Annotated in this window: 15 protein-coding genes and 1 pseudogene; 6 read left to right on the top strand and 10 right to left on the bottom strand. The window is 65.0% G+C overall.

The window, feature by feature from the left end:
* Positions 1-73: 73 nt before the first annotated feature.
* The 6 genes from ACYP5B_RS33465 to ACYP5B_RS33440 all read left to right on the top strand — a co-directional run bounded on the left by ACYP5B_RS33465 (position 74) and on the right by ACYP5B_RS33440 (position 9,363).
* Positions 74-970, top strand: coding sequence for a carbon-nitrogen hydrolase family protein (locus ACYP5B_RS33465; RefSeq protein WP_400096174.1), 897 nt, complete (start codon positions 74-76; stop codon positions 968-970).
* Between the two features lie 342 nt (positions 971-1,312).
* Entirely contained in the window at positions 1,313-4,120 is a 2,808-nt protein-coding gene (locus tag ACYP5B_RS33460) for an aminotransferase class I/II-fold pyridoxal phosphate-dependent enzyme (RefSeq protein WP_459572488.1), read from the top strand.
* A gap of 146 nt (positions 4,121-4,266) precedes the next feature.
* Entirely contained in the window at positions 4,267-5,721 is a 1,455-nt protein-coding gene (locus tag ACYP5B_RS33455; protein WP_459572487.1) for a biotin carboxylase, read from the top strand.
* Between the two features lie 33 nt (positions 5,722-5,754).
* Positions 5,755-6,819, top strand: a complete 1,065-nt coding sequence (locus tag ACYP5B_RS33450) for a C45 family autoproteolytic acyltransferase/hydolase (protein WP_400096177.1) — start codon at positions 5,755-5,757, stop codon at positions 6,817-6,819.
* Positions 6,820-7,013: 194 nt separating this feature from the next.
* On the top strand, positions 7,014-8,327 hold the full coding sequence (locus ACYP5B_RS33445) for a dicarboxylate/amino acid:cation symporter (RefSeq protein WP_400096178.1): 1,314 nt from the start codon (positions 7,014-7,016) through the stop codon (positions 8,325-8,327).
* Between the two features lie 151 nt (positions 8,328-8,478).
* Positions 8,479-9,363, top strand: a complete 885-nt coding sequence (locus ACYP5B_RS33440) for an amino acid ABC transporter substrate-binding protein (protein WP_318232239.1) — start codon at positions 8,479-8,481, stop codon at positions 9,361-9,363.
* Positions 9,364-9,445: 82 nt separating this feature from the next.
* Here the strand turns inward: ACYP5B_RS33440 and ACYP5B_RS33435 are convergent, their stop codons facing one another.
* From ACYP5B_RS33435 to phaC, 10 genes and pseudogenes are all read right to left on the bottom strand, one after another.
* Positions 9,446-10,687: a polyhydroxyalkanoate depolymerase gene (locus ACYP5B_RS33435; RefSeq protein WP_459572486.1), complete on the bottom strand. Its 1,242-nt coding sequence runs from the start codon at positions 10,685-10,687 to the stop codon at positions 9,446-9,448.
* A gap of 76 nt (positions 10,688-10,763) precedes the next feature.
* Positions 10,764-12,122, bottom strand: a complete 1,359-nt coding sequence (locus ACYP5B_RS33430) for a sigma-54-dependent transcriptional regulator (RefSeq protein WP_459572485.1) — start codon at positions 12,120-12,122, stop codon at positions 10,764-10,766.
* A complete protein-coding gene (locus tag ACYP5B_RS33425; protein ID WP_400102214.1) occupies positions 12,115-13,890 on the bottom strand; it encodes a sensor histidine kinase in 1,776 nt (591 codons plus the stop codon). The genes ACYP5B_RS33430 and ACYP5B_RS33425 overlap by 8 nt, the downstream gene beginning before the upstream one ends.
* Before the next feature lie 196 nt (positions 13,891-14,086).
* Complete coding sequence (locus ACYP5B_RS33420) at positions 14,087-15,082, bottom strand: cytochrome d ubiquinol oxidase subunit II (RefSeq protein ID WP_459572499.1); 996 nt, start codon at positions 15,080-15,082, stop codon at positions 14,087-14,089.
* Positions 15,083-15,087: 5 nt separating this feature from the next.
* On the bottom strand, positions 15,088-16,491 hold the full coding sequence (locus ACYP5B_RS33415; RefSeq protein WP_459572484.1) for a cytochrome ubiquinol oxidase subunit I: 1,404 nt from the start codon (positions 16,489-16,491) through the stop codon (positions 15,088-15,090).
* A gap of 124 nt (positions 16,492-16,615) precedes the next feature.
* Entirely contained in the window at positions 16,616-17,050 is a 435-nt protein-coding gene (locus tag ACYP5B_RS33410) for a DUF6781 family protein (RefSeq protein ID WP_459572483.1), read from the bottom strand.
* Between the two features lie 119 nt (positions 17,051-17,169).
* Positions 17,170-17,265 (bottom strand): annotated as a pseudogene (locus tag ACYP5B_RS33405) (DUF6781 family protein); the annotation flags it as partial.
* A gap of 107 nt (positions 17,266-17,372) precedes the next feature.
* Positions 17,373-18,119, bottom strand: coding sequence for an acetoacetyl-CoA reductase (phbB, locus tag ACYP5B_RS33400; protein WP_400102211.1), 747 nt, complete (start codon positions 18,117-18,119; stop codon positions 17,373-17,375).
* Between the two features lie 28 nt (positions 18,120-18,147).
* Positions 18,148-19,323: an acetyl-CoA C-acetyltransferase gene (locus ACYP5B_RS33395; RefSeq protein WP_400102210.1), complete on the bottom strand. Its 1,176-nt coding sequence runs from the start codon at positions 19,321-19,323 to the stop codon at positions 18,148-18,150.
* A gap of 64 nt (positions 19,324-19,387) precedes the next feature.
* Positions 19,388-20,771 (bottom strand): class I poly(R)-hydroxyalkanoic acid synthase (gene phaC / locus ACYP5B_RS33390; protein ID WP_459572482.1); only part of this gene is annotated, 1,384 nt, incomplete at its 5' end.

The raw sequence follows: 20,771 nt of genomic DNA, 5'->3' as shown, positions 1-20,771 counted from the left end.
AAAAGGTGATGGCGGATATCCCCATGTCGGTGCGTGGTTAATCGCTGATATGTTGTATTTCTTGAGGCATTCAATGAAGCGTTTTGCAGTAGCAGGTATCCAGATGCCGGTGTCGGCATTCGAAGAGAACATCACGCAGATGCATCGCTACCTGGCGCATGTCAGGCATCGCTTTCCCTGGGTCGACATGGTGCTGTTCTCCGAACTGGCGGCCTTCGGCCCGAGCCCGGCCAAGGCCGAGGAAATGCCGGGCGCGGCCGAGGCCCGCCTGTGCGAGATGGCCGCCAAGTACGGCTTGTGGCTGATACCGGGATCCCTGTTCGAGCGCCGTGATGGTGCAATCTACAACACCTCGCCGGTGATCGATCCGGCCGGGAACGTGGTCGCCCGTTTCCGCAAGCTGTTTCCCTTTCGGCCCTACGAGCAAGGCATTGCCGCGGGCAGCGAGTTCGTGGTGTTCGACGTGCCGCACGCGGGGCGCTTTGGTATCTCGATCTGCTATGACATGTGGTTCCCGGAGACCACCCGGACACTGGTGGCGATGGGCGCGGAAGTCATCCTGCACCCGACCATGACGGACACCATCGACCGCGATATCGAACTGTCGATCGTGCGGGCATCGGCCGCAACCAACCAGGTCTACTTCTTCGATATCAATGGGGTCGGCGATGGTGGCGTGGGCCGCTCCATCGTGGTGGATCCTGCTGGCTATGTGCTGCACGAAGCCGGCTCGGGCACCGCTGAGATCATTCCCGTCGAGATCGATTTCGAGAAGGTCCGGCGCGAGCGCGAGCGTGGCTTGCGTGGGCTTGGCCAGCCGCTGAAGAGTTTCCGCGACCGGGAGGTGGAGTTCCCGGTCTACCAGCGCAACAGCGGTGCCGATGCCTATCTCCATTCGCTCGGAAAGCTGGTGAAGCCGGGTGTCCTGGAAGACGCACAGCCGGAAGTGACCGGGCCGGCGGGCGAGTAGCCGCAGGGGGAAAGCCCCGGCAGGCCGCCATGCCTTCCCGGCGTGGCGGGAAAAAAACCGTATTCAAATATCCGGGGGAAAGCGTGATCGCTGGCCCAATGGGTAGCGCTTGCCTTCTGGGTTGTTATTGATCCGGTTAATGGATATCGACGGGTAAATATAAAACCAGGAATAAAACGGTCGTTCGATTCAACGGATTCGCAGCTGCTGATCCGCGCGTTGAGATTATCTAGTTAGCAGAGGAATAACATGGCACGCAGCACGGCACGAAAAGCAAAGACCGGGCAGAACATTTCCCTAAACCGTTACCGCAGCGTTTGGGAAATGCGCGCGGATGGCTGGATGAATCTGACTGATGACCTGGGCCGCCTGGTCAATCTCGCGCGGGAGTGCAAGGAATTCGTCGAGCGCCACGCCCGGGTAAAGGAGACGCTGGCCATGCTCGAGCCGATCGAGCGGTTCTGGGCGTTTCCCGGGCACCGCTTGTTCGAGGAGCTGACGGCGTGGTTCGAGGCTGGCGATCTGGGCCGGCTGAATATCGCCGTGCACCGTATCAACCGCATGCTGGCCAGCGATACCTACCGCCACAAGAAGCTGTCGCTGGATGCGGAATCCGAAGAGCCGTCGGAGATCGAGACGGAAGAGGAGATGCAGGCGCAAATAGCACGACCGTACTTCGAAGTCCTGATCGTCGACGACATGACGCGCGAGGACGAAGAGGCCCTGCGCCGGCGCGTCCAGCGCAAGCAGCGGGTGGATGACCCCTTCGTCTGGGACGTGGTGGTGGTGCCAAGCTTCGAGGACGCGCTGATCGCCACGCTCTTCAACTTCAACCTGCAGGCTTGCGTGATCCGGCATGGCTTTCCGTTCAAATCGGAATACGAACTGGACCTGCTGCGCAAGTTCCTGGAAGGGCTGGACGAGGGCATCGAGGAGCAGCCGGAGTCCGAGCGCGGCCCCTTGTTGGGTCAGAAGATTGCGGAACTGCGTCCCGAACTGGATCTGTACCTGGTCACGGATGTGAAGGCCGAGGAGATCGCGTCGCGGCTGGGCGAGGTCTTCAACCGGATCTTCTTCCGGGAGGAGGATCACACCGAGCTGTACATGTCGATCATGAAGGGCGTGTCGGAGCGTTACAAGACGCCGTTCTTCACGGCGCTCAAGGAGTACTCGAAGCAGCCAACCGGGGTGTTCCACGCCTTGCCGCTGGCGCGCGGCAAATCGATCATGAACTCCCACTGGATCCAGGACATGGCGCAGTTCTATGGCCTGAATCTCTTTATGGCGGAGACCTCCGCCACCTCCGGCGGGCTGGATTCGCTGCTGGATCCCATCGGGCCCATCAAGGTCGCGCAGGAGTACGCTGCGCGCGCGTTTGGTGCGCGCCGCACCTTCTTCGCGACCAATGGCACGTCGACTGCCAACAAGATCGTGGTGCAGGCGCTGGTCAAGCCGGGCGATATCGTGATGGTAGACCGCAACTGCCACAAGTCGCACCACTATGGCATGGTCCTGGCGGGTGCCAAGGTGGCGTATCTCGACTCCTATCCGCTGGACGATTTCTCGATGTACGGCGCCGTCCCCATCGCCCAGATGAAGCGCACGTTGCTGCGTTTCAAGCAGGCGGGCACGCTGCACAAGGTCAAGATGGTGCTGCTGACCAACTGTACCTTCGATGGCGTGGTCTATGACGTGAAGCGCGTGATGGAGGAGTGCCTGGCCATCAAGCCGGACCTGATCTTCCTGTGGGACGAGGCCTGGTTCGCTTTTGCCCGCTTTCACCCCACCTACCGCCAGCGCACCGGCATGGACTGCGCATCGCGCCTGCGCCGCGAGCTCGATAGCGCGGACTATCGGCGGCGCTACGAGGATTTCACCGCGTCGTTCGGCGGCGCTGACTGGGACGACGAGGACAAGCTCGTGGCCACCCGGCTGATGCCCGATCCGGACCGCGCGCGGGTCCGGGTCTATGCGACCCAGTCCACCCACAAGACCCTGACCTCGCTGCGGCAGGGCTCCATGATCCATGTCTGGGACCAGGACTTCAAGGACAAGGCGGAGGAGGCGTTCCACGAGGCGTACATGACGCACACCTCCACATCGCCGAACTACCAGATCCTGGCCTCGCTCGATGTCGGCCGCCGCCAGGTGGAGCTGGAAGGCTACGAGCTGGTCCAGCGCCAGATGGAACTGGCCATGACGCTGCGCGAGTGGATCCATACACACCCGTTGCTGAAGAAGTACTTCCAGTTCCTCAACGTCTCCCGGGTGGTGCCGACCGCGTACCGGCCATCGGGCATCGAGGCCTACTACAGCCCCGAATCCGGCTGGGCGAACATGGAAGCCGCATGGCGCGTGGATGAGTTCGCGTTGGACCCGACGCGCCTGACGCTCTCGATCGGCACCTCCGGCATCGACGGCGACACGTTCAAGAACAAGTACCTGATGGACAAGTACGGCATCCAGATCAACAAGACGTCCCGCAACACCGTGCTGTTCATGACCAATATCGGCACCACGCGCTCGTCCGTGGCCTACCTGATCGAGGTGCTGATCAAGATTGCCAGGGAGCTGGAGGAGCGCACCGCGGACATGAGCGTGATCGAGCGCCGCCTGCACGAGAAGCGCGTGTCGTCGCTGACCAAGGAGCTGCCGCCGCTGCCGGACTTCTCGCACTTCCATTTTGCGTTCCGCAGCGTGTGCAACAGCGGGCAGATCGAAACGCCGGACGGCGATATCCGCAAGGCCTTCTTCATGTCCTATGACGAGGAGAATTGCGAGTACCTGAACATGGCCGAGGTGGCCAAGGCCATCTCCAAGGGGCGTGAGGTGGTATCGGCCCTGTTCGTGATCCCATATCCCCCGGGCTTCCCGATCCTGGTGCCGGGGCAGGTCATCAGCTCGGAGATTCTCGAGTTCATGCAGGCGCTGGACGTGCGGGAGATCCACGGCTACCGCCCGGAACTGGGCTTCCGCGTGTTCGGCGACGGAGCGCTCCAGCAACTGGCGCTCCAGGCAGCCGGCGAGGCGGCGGCAGCGGTTGCGGCCGCGGCCAACGCCTCGGTCTCGACCGTCGTGGAAGTCTCGACGGCAACGGTCGATGAAGTGGCAGCGGCGGCCCAGGCGGAACGCCCCGCGCTAAAAAAGTAGCGAGGCGGGAGGCCGGGAGCGGGCTTGGCGCCCGGTTTCTCGCAACAGAGCCCATGCCAGCAAAAAAAGAATGCCGGACCTGGATCTCCAGGAGCCGCGGGAAACCCGCGTCCAGCCGGCCCCGAATTCCTCAGGAGAAAGCCGCGATGCAAAAAGTCCGTAATGTCTCAGATCTGCGCGTGATGTTCCATAGGAACGAGAAGCCTATCTACTTCATCAGCGCCACCAACTTCAATCTCCTGGGCATCGATCAGTGGGTTAACCGTTTCAAGTACATCAACTACATCGATTGCTTCGACGGGCGCCATCCTAACGTCTTCGTGCCGCAAGCGCTGCCGCACGAGGAGTTCACCTCGATCGAAGACATCAACAACTACCTGCTGCAACACAAGGATGTGGTGCAGATGATCGAGCAGCGGGGAGGAAGGCCGGCAGCCACCTTCCTGATGTTCGACGAAAAGACCGAGGAGCTCGCCGACGAACTCGGGCTTGACGTGTGGTTCCCGCCGGCCGCGCTGCGCAGCCGCTGCGACAACAAGATGGAGACCGTGCGCATCGGCAACAAGGCCGGCGTGCACTCGGTGCCCAACGCGCTGGAGAAAGTCGACAGCTACGCGCACTTGATGCAGATCGCGGAGCACCATGGCCTGGGCAATGACCTGGTGGTGCAGAGCGCGTTCGGCGACTCCGGCCACACCACCTTCTTTATCGCAAGCGTTGACGACTTCAACAAGCACAAGGATGAGATCGTCAACGACCCCGAAGTCAAGATCATGAAGCGCATCAACTGTCGGGGCGCGACCCTGGAGGCGTGCGCCACGCAGTCCGGCACGCTGGTCGGGCCGCTGCTGACCGAGGTGGTGGGCGCGCGCGAGCTGACCCCCTACAAGGGCGGCTGGTGCGGCAACGAGATCTTCCCCGGGGCGTTCTCCGAAGAGGTCCGGATGAAGGCGCGCGACATGGCCTTCCGGTTTGGCAACCAGTTGCTGGAAGAGGGCTATCGCGGCTACTTCGACCTGGATTTCCTGATCGACGTGGATACCGGAGAGGTATATCTGGGCGAGCTGAATCCACGCATTTGCGGTGCCAGCCCGATGACCAATCACGCGGCCTTTGCCTATGCGGACGCGCCGCTGTTCCTGTTCCACCTGCTCGAGTTCTCGGGCGTGCCGTTCGACCTCAATGTGCGCGAGCTCAATGAGCGCTGGGCCGAGAAGTCGTTCATCGACGGCTGGTCCCAGCTGGTCATCAAATCCACCGAGGACAACGTGGACATCGTGACCCATGCACCGCCATCTGGCATCTACCGCATGGCGTCCGACGGCGCCGTGTCCTACCACCGCTTCGATTCCAACCGACGCGAGATCGAGAGCGAGCACGAAGCCTTCTTCTTGCGTATCACCGGGCCCGGCGACTATCGTTATGAGGGTGCGGATCTCGGCATCCTGATCACGCGGGGCCGCTCGATGAACGATGAATTCAAGCTCAACGAGCGCGCGCACCAATGGATCCGCGGCATCAAGCAATACTACGTGGCCAAGCCGCTGGCTGCCGCGCAGGCCGGGCTGGCGCCGCAGCCGGGCGCCTTCAAGATCCTGTAGGCCGCAAGTCCAACCACGAGAGGGCAAGAATTCATGCGTTGTACTTTCGAAGCGATCAGTGAGGACTTGCCCGGCCAGCGATGGCAGAACATCTTCCGGCAATTCTGGCCTGGATACCGGCAATGGTATCTGCGCGACGGTGACCGCGCGCGGCCCGGCTACCTGATGTGCCGCAAGGCCTTGCGCAACCATATGCCGGAACTGGTCCCGACCTGGGAGCGGCTGGTCGAGCTGGCCGGCGGCGGCGACCTGGAGGCGCGCTTCCTGTCGATGTGGGGCCCCCCGCCCTATATCGCGGGCTGCTCCCAGGCGGTGTGGCTGCCGGTGGACGGGCAGCAGGCCGCGGGCGCCACGCCCGCGCTGTTACGCAATTACGATTTCGCCCCGGCTTTGCTCGAGGGTGTCTGGCTGGCGTCCAGATGGCATGGCCAGCGGGTGGTGGCGGTCAATGACTGCCTGTGGGGCGCGCTCGACGGCATCAACGAGAGCGGCCTGGCCGCGTCGCTGTCGTTCGGGGGCCGCAAGGCGGTGGGTAATGGATTCGGCATTCCGCTGGTCTTGCGCTACGTGCTGGAGTTCGCGCAGAACGTCGAGCAGGCCGTGGAAATGCTCGCGCGCATCCCGGTGCATATGAGCTACACGGTGAGCCTGCTTGACCGCCGCGCGCAGTGGGCAACGGTGTTCGTCACGCCCGACCGCCCGCTCGAGGTGGTGCGCAAGCAGGCGGTCAGCAACCTGCAGCATGGCGTCGAGTGGGCGGCGCACGCCAACGCGACCCTGGCAGAAGCCAGGGAGCAGACGCTGGCTGTTGCGGTGCGGCAGGCCGAGGATTCCAAGGCTGTCCTGCGCGCGCTGCTGCGCCCGCCGCTGTTTCAAACATCCTACGGGCGCGGCCACGGGACGTTGTACAGCGCCGTCTACCACCCGTATGACGGTGCTGTCGAAATGGTCTGGCCGGATGCCATCTGGAGGCAGTCATGCAGCCATTTCCTGCCCGGCGCGCGGATGATCGAGTTCGACGTGGAGAGTACGGCGCTGCGGCACGCGGTGGCGCCCGCGCGCCGCTGGATGCTCGACGATGTTGGCAGTTTTCAATGAGTTTCCTAGTCTCATAGTCAGGGGAAGGCATGCATATCGAAACCAGGCTGTCGCTGGCCGCACGCTAGCCATCTAACACGCTGAAACACAAGCAGCACGCGATCCGTTTCGGCTCGTGGGGGCCCATATCGCCTGGACCTGTCCGAGGGTGGCGGCTTCGGAAAAGCAGGCTCGCAAGAATCCAAGGAGCAGTCATGAAAAAGAAGCGCCCAATCACCACATACATCGTCATCGCGATGATCCTCGGCGTCATCGTCGGCTATAGCTGCCACCAGGCCTTCCCGGATCCCGGTACCGCCAAGGAGATTGCCGGCTACATCTCGATCTTTACCGACGTCTTCCTGCGCCTGATCAAGATGATCATCGCGCCGCTGGTGTTCTCCACGCTGGTGGTTGGTATTGCGCACATGGGCGATGCGAGTACCGTCGGCCGCGTTGGCGTGAAGGCACTCGGCTGGTTTATCGTGGCTTCGTTCATTTCTCTCACGCTGGGCCTGATACTCGCCACCCTCCTGCAGCCGGGCCACAACATCGGCCTGCCGCTGCCGGACGTTGGGGCGGCCACCAACCTGAAGACCAACGCCTTCACGCTGAAGGACTTTGTTACGCACCTGGTGCCGAAGTCCGTGGCCGAGTCCATGGCCAACAACGAAATCCTGCAGATCGTGGTGTTCTCGATCTTCTTCGGCACCGCGCTGTCGACGCTGGGGGAGACGGGCAAGCGGCTGGCCGGCGTCATCGACGACCTTGCGCAGACCATGCTCAAGATCACCGGCGCCGTGATGTGGATGGCACCGGTAGCCGTATTTGCCGCGCTCGCGTCCACCGTGACCACGCAAGGCCTGGGCATCCTCCTCACCTTTGCCAAGTTCATGGGCAGCTTCTATCTTGGGCTGGTGGTGCTGTGGGGCCTGCTGGTGGCGGCCGGGTTCTTCTTCCTGGGCAAGCGGGTGTTCACGCTGATCCGGCTGATTCGCGAGCCCTTCCTGCTGTCGTTCTCCACCGCTAGCTCGGAGGCCGCCTATCCGAAGATGCTCACCGCGCTGGACCGGTTCGGCGTGAACCGCAAGATCTCCAGCTTCGTGCTGCCGATGGGCTACTCGTTCAACCTCGACGGCACCATGATGTACTGCACGTTTGCCGTGCTGTTCATCGCCCAGGCTTATGACATCCATCTGCCGATCGGTACCCAGATCACCATGCTGCTGCTGCTCATGCTGACGTCCAAGGGCATGGCCGGGGTGCCGCGCGCATCGCTGGTGGTGATCGCCGCCACGCTGAACCAGTTCGGCATTCCGGAAGCGGGCTTGCTGCTGATCATGGGGGTCGACCAGTTCCTGGACATGGGCCGCTCCGCGACCAACGCCGTGGGCAACTCGATTGCCGCTGCCGTGGTGGCGAAGTGGGAGGGCCAGCTGGCTGGCGAGTCGGATGTGGAAGGCGAGGGCGACAGCACCGCATCGGATGCGCACGCCCCGCTCGCCAAGCCGGACGCGGTCCAGGCCTGACCGGCGTGCGCGCCGGGCGCCTCGCTGGCGGCCTCGCGCATGGCGTGCCTGGCATTGTGCGAACGATCATTGCAGGAGTGCAAATCAAATGATTTCAAACGGAGCACGCGTGAGCGACGGGCGCAGCCGCCGCAGGTGCCGGCAAATCGTGATGTGGGCGGCCGTTGCGCTGTGCGCGGCATTGTCCGCCGCCGCGGCGTCGGCGCAACAGGCGGGGGAACTGGCCGGCACGTTGAAGAAGGCGAAGGAAAGCGGCACCCTGACCATCGGCTATCGCGAGTCGTCCCTGCCCTTTTCGTACCTGGACAGGCTCGGCAAGCCGGTCGGCTATTCCATCGATATCTGCCGCGCGATCGTGGACGCGGCGGCGGCGGAGGTGGGCCGCGAGGTCAGCATCCAATGGGCGCCGGTCACCTCGGAGAATCGTTTCGACGCGGTCACGTCCGGCAAGGTCGACCTGGAGTGCGGCTCGACCACCCGGAACGCCGAGCGCCAGAAGCTCGTGTCGTTCTCGCCGGTGATCTTCGTGGCCGGGACCAAGCTGATGGTGCCAAGGGGATCGTCGATCAAGTCGTTCAAGGACCTGAAGGGAAAGTACGTGGTCGCGACCGGCGGCACCACCAATGTGGAAGCCATTGAGCGGCTTTCGGCCCGCTTCGACCTGCAACTGAAGATCATCAAGGCGCGGGACCATGCCGATGCGTTCAAGGTGCTGGAGCACGGCGGCGCGGATGCCTATGCGGGGGATGATGTGCTGCTGTACGGCTTTTTGCGCAGCAGCGGGGCTGGCGGCAAGTTCCAGATCACCGGCGATTTCCTCTCCTACGATCCCTACGGGATCATGTTCCGCAAGGGCGATCCGCAGTTCGCCGCCGTGGTGGACAGGGCGGTGCGTGAGTTGGCGGTGTCCGGGGAGATCGATCGCATGTACAAGCAATGGTTCATGAACAAGCTGCCCACCGGCGAGCGGCTCGGCCTGCCCATGAGCGCACAGCTCGATGAGCTGATCCGGGCTATCCCGGACCAGACGGATTAAGGCGCCTGCCCATCCCGGGGCCTATGCAATTGCTGGGGAGCGCCGCTCAAGGGCGCGCTCCTCGGGCATCGGAATGGCCCGCTCAGCGATAGCTGGCGATGAAGGCGCGCAGTTGCGGATAGATCTCCTCGCGCCAGCGCCGGCCTGAGAAGATGCCGTAGTGCCCGCACCCGAGCGCGGTGACATGCTGCTTGCGCTCACCGGGAATGCCAGAGCACAGGTCGTGCGCCGCCGCGGTCTGGCCCGCTCCCGTGATGTCGTCCAGTTCGCCTTCTATGGTCAGCAGCGCCGCACCCTTGATGTCCTGCGGCCGCACCGGCTTGCCGCCGATTTCCCACGTGCCGGTGGCCAGGCGGAATTCCTGGAACACGTCGCGGATCGTATCCAGGTAATACTCCGCGGCCATGTCGAGCACGGCGTTGTACTCGTCATAGAAACGTACATGGGCCTCGGCGTCGTCCAGGTCGCCATCGACCAGGTTCTGGTAGTAGTCGTAGTGCGATGAGAGGTGGCGATCCGGGTTGGTCGCCACAAAGCCGGCATGCTGGAGGAACCCTGGGTAGACCTTGCGGCCGTGGCCCGGGTAGTTGGCCGGCACGGCATGAATCACGTTGTTCTCGAACCACTCGAATGACTTGTCGGTGGCCAGCGCGTTCACGGCAGTGGGGCTGCGGCGCGCATCGATCGGGCCGCCCATCATGGTCATGGTCCGCGGCGTGGCCTCGCCGGCCGATGCCAGCAGCGAGATGGCGGCAAGCACGGGCACGGCGGGCTGGCATACGGAGATGACATGCAGGTTCTGCGCGCCGATGTGGCGAATGAAGTCCTGGATGTAATGCACATAGTCCGTCAGGTGGAAGGGGCCATCCTCCGCCGGCACCATGCGGGCATCGATCCAGTCCGTCACATAGACCTTGTGGTGCTGCAGCAGGGTCCGTACCGTGTCGCGCAGCAGGGTCGCGTGGTGTCCGGACAGCGGGGCGCACACCAGCACCACCGGCTCGTCCTTCAGCATCTGGATGACCTGAGGGTCGTCTGCATAGCGCTTGAAACGCAGCAGCGTGCAGAAGGGCTTCTCCACAATGGTCTGTTCCACGATGGGAATATCCCGGCCGTGGCACCGCACCGACTTGATGTCGAAGGGCGGCTTCTTGTAATCCTTGCCCAGGCGGTAGAGCAGTTCGTAGCCGGCAGCCATCCGGTTGGCGCCCGGCATCATGGACAGCGGGCTGAGTGGATTGGTGAAGGTGCGCGACGTTGCCTGGGCCAGCGCGGTGAGCGGCAACAGCATGGCGCTCTTGAGTTCGTGGAATTGGTAAAGCATGGGGAATGCCTGTAAGTCTTGAAAATAGGGGGGGTGTCCCCCGCGCTACCGGGGGGGATAGAGGGTCGAGCCTGGGTCACTCCTCGGCCTGCACCTTGTCATAGGCGATCTGCAGGCGGCGCAGCTTGGAGTACAGCGTTTGCTTGGGGATGGAGAGCGCCCGCGCGGTAGCCGCCACATCGCAGTTGTTGCGCTTGAGCTCCTCCATCACTACGACCCGTTCAAACTGCTCAAGCTGTTCCGGCAGGCTGTTACCGTGCTCGGCGTGGCTGCGGTGCAGCTCGAAATCATCGGACAGCAGCCCAAGCACGAAGCGGTCGGCCACGTTGCGCAGCTCCCGCACATTGCCGGGCCAGGAATGGGACAGCAGCAGCTCGAACTGCGCGTTCCCGAGCACAGGCGCCGGCCGGTTGAAGCGGGTGGCGGCCTGCAGGATGAGATGCTCGAACAGCAGCGGGATATCTTCGCGGCGCTCGCGCAGTGGCGGCAGGTCGATAAAGGCCACGCCAATGCGGTAGTACAAATCGGCACGGAACCTTTTTTGCTCGCTGAGCAGTTTCAGGTCTTCCTTGCTGGCGGCAATCACCCGGCAATCCACCGCGATGGATTCGTTCGATCCCACCCGCTCGATGGAGCGCTCCTGCAGCGCGCGCAGGAACTTGACCTGCACCGACATCGGCATGCTCTCGATTTCGTCGAGGAACAGGGTGCCGCCCTGCGCATGCTCGAACTTGCCGCAGCGCCGCCGCGTGGCGCCCGTGAAAGAGCCCACCTCATGCCCGAACAGCTCGCTCTCGGCCAGGGCTTCGGGCAGGCCGCCGCAATTCAGCGGCACGAAGTTGCCGGTGCGGCGCGCGCTGTGGTCGTGCAGGCAGCGCGCCACCAGGTCCTTGCCCGTACCCGTCTCGCCATAGATCACCACGTCCGCCGGCGCATCCGCCAGCGCGCGCACCGCGCGGCGCACCCGTTCCATCTGCGCGGAGCGGCCGATCAGGCAGGCCTGGATCCCGTGCCAGCTTTCCAGTTGCTCGCGCAGGCCCAGCACTTCCAGGCTGAGCTTGCGCCGGTCTGCGGCGCGCCTGACCACGGAGACCAGCCGCTCGGAGGAACACGGCTTCTCGATGAAGTCGTACGCGCCCTCGCGCATGGCCTGCACCGCCATGGAGATGTCGCCGTGGCCGGTCATCAGGATCACGGGCAGGTCGGGGTCGATGTGCCGGATCTCGTTCAGCCAGGCCACGCCGTTCATGCCCGGCAACTTGACATCGCAGACCACCACCACCGGCACGCCGATGCCGATGCTGCTGCGCGCCTGCTCCACCGAGGCAAAGCCGTCCACGGCGAATCCCGCCAGCTCGAGGGCCTGCGAGCTGCCGACCAGCACATCCTCCTCGTCCTCGACAAAAACCACGCGGATGGGGTGGGTGTCAGTCATTGGTTTGCCTCTCCAGCGACGGGGCCAGCGGCAGCTCGACCACGAACTCGGCACCGGCGGGCGCCAGGTTGCGGGCGTACAGGCGGCCGCCGAACTCGCGCACGATATGTGCCGAGATCATCAGGCCAAGGCCCAGGCCCTTGCCCGCCGGCTTGGTTGTAATGAACGGGTCGAACAGCCGTGGCAGCACATCGGGATGGATGCCGGGGCCCGAGTCGCGGATGGTGAGGATGCATTGCTGGTCATGCCGGGCCGCGTGGATGTCCAGCTCCCGGATGGGGGCGCCCGACAAGGCATCGGCGGCATTGCCCAGCAGGTTGACCAGTACCTGCTCCACGCGGATCTCGTCAGCCAGGACGCTGATGTCAACCGGGTCGATCGCTACGCTGACCGTGATATCGCGCTCCCGCATCCGGGTGCTGACGAGGAGCAGCGCGTCCTGCACCGCCTGGCGGATCAGGACCGGCCGCACCGCGTCCCGGGACTTGAACGCAAAGACCTTGAGTTGCTGCGTCAGCCGGCCAAGGCGGTCGATCAGCTTGGCGATGCGCTGGAGATTGCCCGCCACATCCTTGAGCCTGCCCTTTTCCAGCAGTACCTCGGCGTTGTCCGACAGCGTGCGCATGGCCGCCAGCGGCTGGTTGAGCTCGTGCACCACGCCGGCGGACATCTGCCCGAGCGCGGCCAGCTTGCCGGCATGGACCAGGTCGCTCTGCAGCGCGCGCAGCTCAGCCGTGCGCTCCAGCACCTTGGCCTCCAGGCCATCGTGCGCGGCGCGCAGCGCGCGTTGCGCCGCGGCTTGTTGTTGCCCGGCACGCAGGCGCAGTGCAATCACCAGCACCAGCAGCAGTACCACCATGCAGGCCAGCAGGGCGCCGATGGCTGCGTTGCGGGCCAGGTTGCGCGCGGGCAGTTCGTCATCCAGCAGCATGATGCGCCAGAGGCCGTGGTTGACCGTGCGCTCCGAGGCCAGGTAATCCACGCCATCCAGGCGCACGCGCGTGGTGTGCGCGTCCAGCCTGGCGCGAACCTGCCAGTCCAGTGGCATCAGGTCGGACTTGCCATAGGTGCGGGCCCGTCCGGCCTCGGCCAGCATCGCTTCCGTCAGCGGCGCCAGCGGGCGCAGCCGCCAGGGCGCCAGCGAGGCCAGGATGACCACATCGCGAGCGTCGACCACGAGCACCTTGCCAGGGATCTGCACCCAGTTGCGCTCCACGGCGTCGAGGTTGACCTTGACCGTGGCCACGCCGCGCTGCGCGCCGCCTTGCTGCAGCGCGTAGGCGAGGTAGTAGCCGGGCCGGCCGGAGGTAAACCCCACGCCGTAGAAGCGGCCCCGGCCGTGTTCGAGCGCGTCGCGCATATACGGCCGGAAGGAAAGGTCGGCCCCCATCGGCGTGCCCGGCTGGTCCCAGTCGGCGGCAGCCAGGGTCATGCCGGAGCGCTGGGTGACATACAGGTTGTCGGCGCCGGCTGTCGCGGTGATGCCGTGCAGGTAGCGGCTGACCTGCTGCTTGAGCGCCACGTCATCGGGCCGGCCGAGCAGTTCGAAGACTTCCGTGGTGGATTCGAGCAACGATGGCAGGTAGTCGAACCGGGACAGCTCGCCGTCCAGCCGCGCGGACACGACATCGAGGCGATGCTGGGCGGCAACGCGCAGCTGGTCGAGCCCGGCGCGCAACGCCATGGCATAGGCGAGCCAGGTGGCCAGTGCGATCGCCGCCAATGCCATACCGCACCAGATCCCCATGCGCATACGGCCGAGTTTCATGTCGCGAGCCCTTTCTCCGCAGTCCTCAAAGTCGCAGGACTTGTCGTCCGGATACCAGTGATGGAAGCGAGACCCGTGCTCGTCCTGGCACAGGTCAAGTGGATGCAGTGTACTCCCGGGGCACGGCTGCGCAAGACCCGCGCAACCGGCGGCGGGGGCTTGCATCGTGTCGCGGCGCAGCATGCGCGGGGGCCAGCTAGGCATAGCGGAGCTCGCCGGTCTTGCCGCGGAATACGCGGTACGAGAACACCGTGTAGCCGGCGATGGCCGGCACCGAGATGCACACGCCCACCAGGATCACCTTCAAGGCCTCCGGGCTGCTGGCGGCCTGCCAGATCGTCAGGCGGTGGATCACGATAAACGGAAAGATGCTGTAGGCCAGCCCGAGGAAGCTGAGCACAAAGACCCCGATCAGCAGCACGAAAGGCAGCCAGCTCACCGGCCCGCGCACCAGGCGGGTATTGAGCAGCAGGCGTACGGCAAGCAGCGCGACGCCGGTCACCAGCGGGATGGAGAGCAGGGCGACGATCTGCGGTAGCACGAACCAGCGCTCGCGCACCGCCACGCTGATCCAGGGCGTGGCCACCGAGATCAGGACCAGCCCGCATACCATCGGCGCCCACGCGATCCTGGCCCACTGCACCGCGCGCTGCTGGAGTTCGCCCTCGGTCTTCATGACGAGCCAGCACGCGCCGAGCAGCACATAAGCCATCGGCAATGCCACGGCGATGGCCGCAGCGAACAGGGGATAGTTCCAACCGATACCGAAGCCACTGATGTAACGTCCCAGCATCCACCCTTGCGAGACCGACGCGATTGTCGAGCCGGCGAAGAAGAGGCTGTCCCACATCGGCTTGTGCGCGCTCTTCACCTTCACCCGGAAGTCGAACGCCACGCCACGCAGGATCAGCCCTACCAGCATCAGCGTGACAGGCAGGTAGAGCTCGGTCAATATCAAACCGTGCGCCTTAGGGAAAGCCACGAGGAGGATGCCGATGCCGAGCACCAGCCAGGTCTCGTTGGCGTCCCAGAACGGGCCGATCGACGCCACCATGACGTCTTTCTCGGCCGGGGTGGCCCGGTGCATCAGCATGCCGACGCCCAGGTCATAGCCGTCGCTGATCACGTAGACCAGCATGGCGACGCCCATCAGCGCCATGAAGATCACGGGCAGGGCATCGTCAAAACGCATCCAGGTCATGGTTGGCTCCCGATCGGCAAGGCGTGCGTGGCGATGGTGCCGGGCGCAGTGGCGATTTGTCCGGCGGGCTCGTCCCCGAGCGGCGCCTCTGGCTTCTCCGCCAGGTACTTCAACACGCTGACATAGGCGATGATCAGCGCGAGGTACACCGTCACGAACAGCGCCAGCGTGAGGGCGATATGGGGCGCCGGCACGTTGGAGGCCACATCGGCGGTGCGTACCAGGCCGTAGACGATGAAAGGCTGGCGCCCGATCTCGGTGACGTACCAGCCAGCCACCGTGGCGATCCAGCCGGAGAAGGTCATGCCCGCGAGTCCCCACAGCAGCGCGCGCGGCAGCCGCTGAGGCTGCCAGCCAGCGCGGCGGTACCACCACCAGCCCAGCCAGCTGGCCGCCAGCATCAGCACGCCCATGCCCACCATCACGCGAAAGGCGAAGAACAGCGGCAGAACCGGCGGATGCGCATCGCCGAACGTGTTCAGCCCGCGGATCTCGCCGTCGGAGCGGTGGGTCAGGATCAGGCTGGCGAGATGCGGGATGCCGATGGCAGCGCGATTGGTGCGAGCGCTTGCGTCGGGCATGGCGAAGAGCAGCAAGGGCGCGCCGCGCTCCGTCTCCCATACGCCCTCCATGGCGGCAATCTTCTGCGGCTGGTGCTCGAGCGTGTTCAGGCCGTGCATGTCGCCGATCACGATCTGCAGCGGGATCGCGGCCGCGGCAAGGGTCAGTCCGACCCGCAGCACCTTGGGCGCGGACAGCTGCGCCGTGCCTTTGAGCAGCTGCCACGCGCTCAGCCCCGCGAGCAGGAAGGCGCAGGTCAGCGCGGAGGCCAGCAGCATGTGGCAGAAGCGGTAGGGGAAGGAGGGGTTGAGGACGACGGCCACCCAGCTCCGCACGTGGAACTCGCCGTTGATGATCTCGTAGCCCTGCGGTGTCTGCATCCAGGAGTTCAGCGCCAGGATCCAGAAGGCGCTGAGCGTGGTGCCGAAGGCGACGAAGAAGGTCGACATCAGGTGCACCCGTTCGCTCACCTTGCCGTGGCCGAACAGCATCACGCCGAGAAAGCCGGCTTCGAGAAAGAACGCGGTCAGGACCTCATAGGCGAGCAGGGGCCCGGCAATATTGCCGACCGTTTCCATGAAGCCCGGCCAGTTGGTGCCGAACTGGAAGCTCATGGTGATGCCGCTGACCACGCCAAGCGCGAATGTCAGCGCGAACACCTTGGTCCAGAACCGGTAGGCATTCAGCCATGCATGGCGGACCTGTGGCGAGTCGGCCGCCAGGTAGCGCCAGCGGAAGAACAGCAGCAACCATCCCAGGCCGATGCTGATGGTCGGGAACAGGATATGGAAGGTGATGTTGGCAGCGAACTGCATGCGCGCCAGCAGGATGGGATCCATCTATCTGGGCCTCCGCCGTGGGTTATGGATGGGCGCCGCGGGGCGGCTGGTTTGCGCCCCTCTCCCGCTTGCGGGAGAGGGGCGGCAACGCAGATTGCCGGGCCGAGGTGTGGCTTGAACGAGATCAGCGCTTGCCTTCCCCGGCCAGGCCATTCGACATGCCGATCAGCACGCCGCTGACCAGCGTGGCGTAGTGCTCGAGCCAGGCCTCGGTGCTGCTTTGCGCAAAGGCCCGTCCCTCGCGCGTGAGCTCGCGCGCCTGGGTGGCCAGCTGCTCGACCACTGCCGTCGCGCTGGCCCCGGTGGCCGTGCCCTTCACCTTCATGCCGTCCAGCACCGTCGACCAGGGCCCTTGCACGGCCTGCGGCAAGTCGCCGATGGATTTGGCCACTGTGCTGAACAGCGCGTCCTCCATCTTCTCGATGTCGGCCACGGCCTTCTTGAGGTGCGTTTCGCGCAATTGCGTGCCCTGGTCGACGATCTGCTGCAACGCCCGCCGATTTGCCTCCACCGCCTGCACCAGCGCGGCGTCCATGCCCTGCGCCACCTGCGACAGCATCGGCTCAAGCCCTGCTCCCGCGAGCCCGCTGCTGGCCCCCCGGCGGAGGCCGCCTGGGTGACCATCTTCAGCGTGTCCTTGATGCTCTTGAGCGTCAGTTCCCGGCTTTGCAATGCCTTGAGCGTCGCCTGCTGGACAGCCTGCTGCAGGGATTCGCCTTGCTTCTCCGACGCTTGCGTGAACTGCTGAATCAGCGCGTCGCGATCGATGCCCATGGATTTCATGTGGTCTCCGGTTGCTGCCTTGCGTAGTTGTTCTGCTGCCGTGCGGTGGCCGTGCGGTGGCCGCGTGGTGGCCGTGCGCCGGCCGCCACCGCCAAACGTCACTGCATATGCTGGCCGCCGTTGATGGCGATGTTGGCGCCGGTGACGAAGGCAGCTTCCTCGGAGGCCAGGTAGATGATCAGGCCCGCCACTTCCTCCGGCTTGCCCAGCCGGCCTACCGGGATCTGCGGCAGGATCTTGGTGTTCAGGATCTCCTCGGGAATGGCGGTGACCATCTTGGTGCCGATGTAGCCGGGCGAGATGGTGTTTACCGTGACGCCTTTCCTGGCGACTTCCAGCGCCAGCGCCTTGGTGAAGCCGTGCACGCCGGCCTTGGCAGCCGAGTAGTTGGTCTGGCCGAACGCGCCCTTCGAGCCGTTGACCGACGACACGTTGACAATGCGGCCCCAGCCGCGCTCCACCATACCGTCGGCGACCTGCTTGGTCATGTTGAACAGGCTGTCCAGGTTGGTGCGCAGCACCGTGTCCCAGTTCACCTTGTCCATCTTCTTGAAGGTCATGTCGCGCGTGATGCCGGCGTTGTTGACCAGCACGTCGACCGGGCCGGCGACTTCCATCACGGCAGCCACCGCCTTCGCGCACGAATCGATGTCCGCCACGTCGCAGGGCACGGCGAGGATGTCGTAGCCGCGCGCCTTCATCTGCCGGACCCATTCGCCATGGGTGGTGTTGCCCGGCGAATAGGTGACCGCTACCCGGTAGCCGGCATCGGCCATCTTGGTGGAAATGGTTTCACCCAGGCCGCCCATGCCGCCCGTGACCAGTACTACGCGTTGCTTGCTCATCGTTTCTCCTTGTGGAATGAATGCTGTCTTAGCGCTCGACGGCCAGCGCCACGCCCATGCCGCCGCCAATGCATAGCGACGCCAGGCCACGCCTGGCGTCGCGCCGGGCCATCTCATGGAGCAGGGTGACCAGGATGCGGCAGCCGGATGCGCCGATGGGATGCCCGATGGCGATGGCGCCGCCATTGACGTTGATCTTGCTGGCGTCCCAGTCCATCTCCTGGTTGACCGCGCACGCCTGGGCGGCGAAGGCCTCATTGATCTCCATCAGGTCCAGGTCGTTGATGCTCCAGCCCGCCTTTTGCAGGCAACGCTGCGAGGCCGGGACCGGGCCCATGCCCATGATGGTCGGGTCGAGCCCGGCCGAGGCATAGGAGGCGATGCGGGCCAGGGGCTTGAGTCCCAGTTCGCGCGCCTTGCTTGCCGACATCATCAGGACCGCCGCAGCGCCGTCGTTCAGGCCGGAGGCATTGCCGGCGGTGACGGAGCCGGCTTTGTCGAAGGCCGGCCGCAGCCCCGCCAGCGCATCGGCCGTGGTGCCGTGCTTGATGAACTCGTCGGTATCGAAGACCACGGTGCCTTTCTTCGAGACGATCGAGACCGGCACGATCTCGTCCTTGAAGCGGCCGGCTTTCTGCGCCAGTTCGGCCTTTTGCTGCGACGCGGCCGCGAACGCGTCCTGCTGCTCGCGCGAGATGTTGTATGCCTTGGCGACGTTCTCGGCGGTGGTGCCCATGTGGTACTGGTTGAAGGCATCCCACAGGCCGTCGACGATCATCGTGTCGGTCAGCTTCCAGTCGCCCATGCGCTGGCCGTCGCGCGATCCCGCCAGCACGTGCGGCGATGCGCTCATGTTCTCCTGGCCGCCGGCGATGACGATATCCGCATCGCCGCACTTGATGGCCTGGGCCGCCAGGTGCACGGCCTTCAGGCCGGAGCCGCAGACCTTGCCGATGGTCATGGCGGGCACGGTGTTGGGCAAGCCTGCCTTGAGGGCGGCCTGGCGCGCGGGATTTTGCCCGCTGCCCGCGGTCAGCACCTGGCCCAGCAGCACCTCGTCGACCATTTCCGGCTTCAGGCCGCTGCGCTCGAGCAAGGCCTTGATGACCGTGGCGCCCAGTTCGGGGGCCGGCACCTTGGCCAGCGAGCCGCCGAACTTGCCGACGGCGGTTCTGGCTGCGGCGACGATAACAACATCTTCCATGTGACTCTCCTGGGTGAATCGGGGGTAGGGTGGATAGGGGATTGGCAGGCCAGCCTGCGGATAGCTAGCTGGCCTTCGCCTTGACGTAGCGCCCGGGTGCGGGCTCGATCACGGGGTAGGCGGTGCTGCCGGGCGAGCGCTGCGGGGCGGTGCGCGGGCCGGCGTGTTCTGCGAGCCAGCTGGTCCAGGCCGGCCACCAGCTGCCTTCGACGCGTTCGGCGCCGTCAAGCCAGCGTTGCGGTTCGCCCTGGAGCGGGCCGGTCCAGTGGTGGCGCTTGCCTTTGGCTGGCGGGTTGATCACGCCGGCGATGTGGCCGCTGGCGCCCAGCACGAAGGTCGTCGGGCCGCCCAACAGGCGCGTGGTGGCATAGGCGCTGCCCCACGGCACGATGTGATCGTCTTGCGAGGCATAGAGGAAAGCGGGCACCTGGACCCGGGCAAAATCCACCGGCTCCCCGCACTGCACGGTGCCGCCCGGCACGCGCAGGCGGTTCTCCAGGTAGGCGTTGCGCAGGTACCAGCAGTACATCGGCCCCGGCAGGTTGGTGTCGTCGCAGTTCCAGGACAGCAGGTCGAACGCCGGCGGCGCGCTTCCTTTCAGGTAGCTGTTGACCGCATAGGGCCAGATCAGGTCGTTGGCGCGCAGCGCGGCGAACACATGGGCCAGCTCGCGGCCGCGCAGCAGCCCGCCGCGGCCGATCGTGGCCTCCCGCATCGCGACCATGGCGTCGTTGACGAGCAGGCCGATCTCGCCGGTATCAACGAAGTCCAGCATCGTGGTGAGCAGCGTGACGCTGGCAACCCTGTCCTGGCCCCGTGCGGCGGCCACCGCCAGCGCGCAGGCCAGCAGCGTGCCGCCCACGCAGAAGCCCAGCGTGTTGACGCGGTCGGCGCCGCTGATCTCCTGCGCTACATCGATGGCGCGCAGCACGCCCTGTTCAAGGTAGTCGTCCCATGTCAGGTGCCCCTGCGCTTGCGCCACGTTGCGCCACGACATCAGGAAGACCGTATGCCCTTGCGCGACCGCATGGGCGACGAATGAGTTCTCGGGCTGCAGGTCGAGGATATAGAACTTGTTGATGCAGGGCGGCACGATCAACAACGGGCGCTGATGGACCTTGCCCGCGCCCGGTGCGTACTGGATGAGCTGCATCAGCTCGTTCTCATACACCACGTCGCCCGGCGTGGTGGCCACGTTGCGGCCAACCTCGAAGCTCTGCTCATCAGTCATCGAGACGCGGCCCTTGGCCAGGACCTGCAGGAACAGGCGCATGCCCTCCACCAGGCTGGCGCCGCCGGAGTCCACCGCCAGCTGCAGCGCCTCGGGGTTGGTGGCCAGGCAATTGGCCGGGCTGAGCGCGTCCAGCACCTGGCGCAGGGCGAACTGCCACTGCGCCTTGGCCTGCGCGTCGGCGGGTGCTTGCTCAATCGCGCCTTGCAGCAGCGTC

The sequence above is a fragment of the Cupriavidus sp. 8B genome (assembly GCF_054589115.1).
The sequence above is the reverse complement of the archived record's forward strand: the minus strand, read 5'-3'. Positions and strand labels throughout refer to the sequence as shown.

Coding starts and splice junctions, on each gene's coding strand:
- ACYP5B_RS33465 (WP_400096174.1), top strand. CDS start 74: ATGAAGCGTTTTGCAGTAGCAGGTATCCAGATGCCGGTGTCGGCATTC.
- ACYP5B_RS33460 (WP_459572488.1), top strand. CDS start 1,313: ATGAATCTGACTGATGACCTGGGCCGCCTGGTCAATCTCGCGCGGGAG.
- ACYP5B_RS33455 (WP_459572487.1), top strand. CDS start 4,267: ATGCAAAAAGTCCGTAATGTCTCAGATCTGCGCGTGATGTTCCATAGG.
- ACYP5B_RS33450 (WP_400096177.1), top strand. CDS start 5,755: ATGCGTTGTACTTTCGAAGCGATCAGTGAGGACTTGCCCGGCCAGCGA.
- ACYP5B_RS33445 (WP_400096178.1), top strand. CDS start 7,014: ATGAAAAAGAAGCGCCCAATCACCACATACATCGTCATCGCGATGATC.
- ACYP5B_RS33440 (WP_318232239.1), top strand. CDS start 8,479: ATGTGGGCGGCCGTTGCGCTGTGCGCGGCATTGTCCGCCGCCGCGGCG.
- ACYP5B_RS33435 (WP_459572486.1), bottom strand. CDS start 10,687: ATGCTTTACCAATTCCACGAACTCAAGAGCGCCATGCTGTTGCCGCTC.
- ACYP5B_RS33430 (WP_459572485.1), bottom strand. CDS start 12,122: ATGACTGACACCCACCCCATCCGCGTGGTTTTTGTCGAGGACGAGGAG.
- ACYP5B_RS33425 (WP_400102214.1), bottom strand. CDS start 13,890: ATGAAACTCGGCCGTATGCGCATGGGGATCTGGTGCGGTATGGCATTG.
- ACYP5B_RS33420 (WP_459572499.1), bottom strand. CDS start 15,082: ATGCGTTTTGACGATGCCCTGCCCGTGATCTTCATGGCGCTGATGGGC.
- ACYP5B_RS33415 (WP_459572484.1), bottom strand. CDS start 16,491: ATGGATCCCATCCTGCTGGCGCGCATGCAGTTCGCTGCCAACATCACC.
- ACYP5B_RS33410 (WP_459572483.1), bottom strand. CDS start 17,050: ATGCTGTCGCAGGTGGCGCAGGGCATGGACGCCGCGCTGGTGCAGGCG.
- phbB (WP_400102211.1), bottom strand. CDS start 18,119: ATGAGCAAGCAACGCGTAGTACTGGTCACGGGCGGCATGGGCGGCCTG.
- ACYP5B_RS33395 (WP_400102210.1), bottom strand. CDS start 19,323: ATGGAAGATGTTGTTATCGTCGCCGCAGCCAGAACCGCCGTCGGCAAG.